4 protein-coding genes are annotated in these 3138 nt (G+C 42.4%); 3 read left to right on the top strand and 1 reads right to left on the bottom strand.

What is annotated here, in order from left to right; genetic code table 11:
- The first annotated feature begins 264 nt into the window (after positions 1 to 264).
- The 3 genes from J6U00_RS03720 to J6U00_RS03710 are packed head-to-tail and all read left to right on the top strand — an operon-like array spanning position 265 to position 2408.
- Positions 265 to 705, top strand: a complete 441-nt coding sequence (locus J6U00_RS03720; protein WP_296579055.1) for a GNAT family N-acetyltransferase — start codon at positions 265 to 267, stop codon at positions 703 to 705.
- Between the two features lie 12 nt (positions 706 to 717).
- Positions 718 to 1458 carry a glycosyltransferase gene (locus J6U00_RS03715; protein WP_296579054.1) on the top strand — a complete coding sequence of 247 codons (741 nt, stop codon included), beginning with the start codon at positions 718 to 720 and terminating at the stop codon, positions 1456 to 1458.
- A gap of 17 nt (positions 1459 to 1475) precedes the next feature.
- Complete coding sequence (locus tag J6U00_RS03710; RefSeq protein ID WP_296579051.1) at positions 1476 to 2408, top strand: calcium/sodium antiporter; 933 nt, start codon at positions 1476 to 1478, stop codon at positions 2406 to 2408.
- A 94-nt stretch (positions 2409 to 2502) separates the two neighbouring features.
- Here J6U00_RS03710 and J6U00_RS03705 read toward each other — a convergent pair whose 3' ends face one another.
- Positions 2503 to 2733 (bottom strand): dockerin type I repeat-containing protein, encoded by a 231-nt coding sequence (locus tag J6U00_RS03705; protein ID WP_296579050.1) that lies wholly within the window; start codon positions 2731 to 2733, stop codon positions 2503 to 2505.
- Positions 2734 to 3138 lie beyond the last annotated feature (405 nt).

The following is a 3138-nucleotide window of genomic DNA, read 5'->3' as shown; positions in this document are numbered from 1 at the left end:
GACATATAAACGAACCAAATCGAATTATAGCATAATTGGTCGTTTTATTCAAGAGAAAACCGGTTCAAAGTAAAATTTCTGCATATAAACCTCAAAGTTATTATAAAGAAAATATTTTTTGTGCATTTTGCTGTTATAAATGTGGTTCTATATGTGCTATTTTACCGATTTCAATTTAAGATAAAAAAATGAACATAAGAGCCGCTTATTGTCAATAGACAGCCTTTATGGTATAATCAATAATATCAAATTCGGAGGGCTGCTATGGAGATTATAAAACTAGGCGCCGATCGTTTCGGCGAAATAAAGCTCCTGTTCAGGGACGTTTTCATGAACGAACCTTGGAACGATGACTGGAGCGATGACATACAGCTGACAGAGTATCTGCTCGACCTCACCGGCAACAGGAATTCACTTGCCTTTGGTCTTCTTGACGGGGACAAGCTTGTCGGAATATCGCTTGGAAGTATAATGCACTGGTGTACGGGCACAGAATACTACATATACGAATTCTGTATCAGCCGTGAGCATCAGCACGAGGGACTCGGAACCAAGCTTCTCAGCGGGATTGAAGAGCGCGTAAAGGAAATGGGCGTTGACCACATATTCCTTCAGACAGAAGAAAGCGCTCCCGCTTACGGATTCTACACCAAAAACGGATTCACCGAGCTGAACGGACATGTATCCCTTATCCACAAACTCTGACGGAATAATCATATGAATATTAAAAGAACTGTAACTGTTGTTATTCCTGCTCACAATGAGGAAAAATATGTTGCACGCTGCATCAGATCAATTCATGAAGCTTCTGAGGTCTACGGAGGACAAGTTGAGATCATAGTAGTATGCAACCGCTGTACTGACAGGACTGCAGAAATAGCAGAAGAGCTTGGCGCAAGGGTGCTTAAGAATGAAGACAGATGCATCGCAAAAGTGAGAAACGCAGGTATTTTCGCTGCAGATGGCGAAGTCATAATGACTATCGACTGCGATAACCGCATGACACGCGGTTCAATAAAAGAAGCCATAAGATTGCTGGATACAGGCAGATTTATCGGCGGAGGCGCTCCTATAAGATTTGAGCGCTACTCATTTCCACTATTCCTGAATGATCTTCTGTGTAGGGTATCATTTAAAATGACCGGACTCTACTGTGGTATCTTCTGGGCAGAAAAAAGCACGTTTGAAGCAGTCGGCGGTTTCGTCGAGAAAAAAGCTATGGAAGACGCGGTCACAGCCAGACAGATACGCGCCTACGGAAAGAAACAGAATAAGGAATACACAACACTTCGAAAAAACTATCTTATAAACTCAACACGAAAATATGATGATCTTGGTGACTGGCTATATCTGAAGCTGATGATAAAGAATGCAGGAGCGTTTGTGAAAGCAGCTTTCGGAAACAGAAATGAGCTGGACAAACTGCTGGACAAGCTATTCTATGACTATAACGGATAATAGAAAAGGAGAAATTTATGCTCAAATACATACTGCTCGTCGGCGGGTTCTTCCTGCTGATCAAAGGCGCCGATCTCTTCGTTGACGGAAGTTCTGCAGCCGCAAAAATGCTCAAGGTCTCACCGCTGATCATCGGAATGACCATAGTCGCTATGGGTACAAGCCTTCCTGAGACATCAGTTAGTGTAAGCGCAGCTATAGCTGGCAAGAATGAACTCGCGATAAGTAACGTCGTCGGTTCAAACATATTCAACCTTATGGTCGTCTGTGGAATGTGCGCCTTGCTGTGTCCTTTAAAAATAGACGGGGTATCCCTGAAACGTGATTTTCCGTTTTCGATTGCTATTGCCGGACTCCTGATGCTGATCGGATGGCTTGACCACTCCGTAGGACATATTGACGGTATTATCCTGCTTTTACTCTTCGCCGTTTTTCTTATATTTATGGTAAGAACTGCTAAAAAACAAAGCGAGAACGCAGAGGAAGACGATTTCAAGGTTATGCCGGTATGGAAGCTAATACTCTTTATTATAATTGGTATGGCAGCTATAGGCGTAGGCGGAAAGATGGTTGTATCAGGAGCTTCAGACATTGCGCGCAGATTCGGTATGTCTGACAATCTGATCGGAATGACTGTTGTTGCACTCGGAACCAGCCTTCCTGAGCTTGTCACATCAGTAGTTGCAGCAAAGAAAAATGAAGTAGACATGGCTCTCGGAAACGTCATTGGTTCCAACATTTTCAATATCCTGCTAGTCCTTGGTGTGGCTTCTGCAATACATCCGGTCGCTTTTACTATGGCAAACCTTACAGATACTGCAGTTCTAATTGCCATGAGCGGACTCGTTCTTCTCTTCTGTATCAGAAAGAAACAGCTGGTCAGATGGCATGGACTTATAATGCTGCTTATCTACACTGGATATACTGCATATATCATCAATAGAAACTAATATCAAAAATTCCTTAATCTAGTAGTACTTCAAAAAAACAGCTCTGTCTGTGGGTTGATCCACGAACAGAGCTGTGTTTTTTTCATATATCCGGTTAGACAGGCAATCCGGTGATCTGCTGTGCATCATACTGCTGTATCGCAAGTGCGTCCTTAGCAGTCACACCGTCTCCGACTTCATTACAATCCGCATTTTTTATTCCTTTCGCAGAAAGGCCGTTCTTATCCTTATTCGCTAAATGCTGTAGTATTGCTACTGCATCAGCAACCGTTACCTTATTGTCACAGTTTGCGTCGCCGTAAAGGACGTCCGTCAGCACTTCCACGACTGTTACCGTAAAGTATTCTCTCGCTTTCTGAACTACAGTTGGAGCAACATATATTTTATATGTCCCGGCTTTTGTGTTGTCAAACTCGGAAGAATCAACGATAAAACATCTACCATCACAAAAGATGATCTTGTCTCAAGCGGAAAGTCTATGGGACTGACCGCAGATTTCTGCAGGAAAACAATATTAGGAACCCGGACTGTAGTATCTGACTGGCTAAGTTATGCTGAAAAAAGTGGAATAAGCGAGGAATAATGCAGTCAAATACTGATTAACAAAAAATGCCAGGGAAATGATCATTAAGCAATCATACAATTCCCTGGCTTTTTTTCTATAATCTGAAAAGCTGTTCTCCATGCAGCGGATTGAATTTTTTAAGGACAAGTTTTCCGTCTACTACCT

This window comes from Ruminococcus sp. (assembly GCF_017650195.1).
GTDB lineage: Bacteria > Bacillota > Clostridia > Oscillospirales > Ruminococcaceae > Ruminococcus.
Note: the sequence above shows the minus strand (reverse complement) of the source record. Positions and strands in the feature narration are given on the sequence as shown.

Excerpts from the sequence above, each read along its gene's own strand:
- J6U00_RS03710 (WP_296579051.1), top strand. The coding sequence starts at position 1,476 with ATGCTCAAATACATACTGCTCGTCGGCGGGTTCTTCCTGCTGATCAAA.
- J6U00_RS03715 (WP_296579054.1), top strand. The coding sequence starts at position 718 with ATGAATATTAAAAGAACTGTAACTGTTGTTATTCCTGCTCACAATGAG.
- J6U00_RS03720 (WP_296579055.1), top strand. The coding sequence starts at position 265 with ATGGAGATTATAAAACTAGGCGCCGATCGTTTCGGCGAAATAAAGCTC.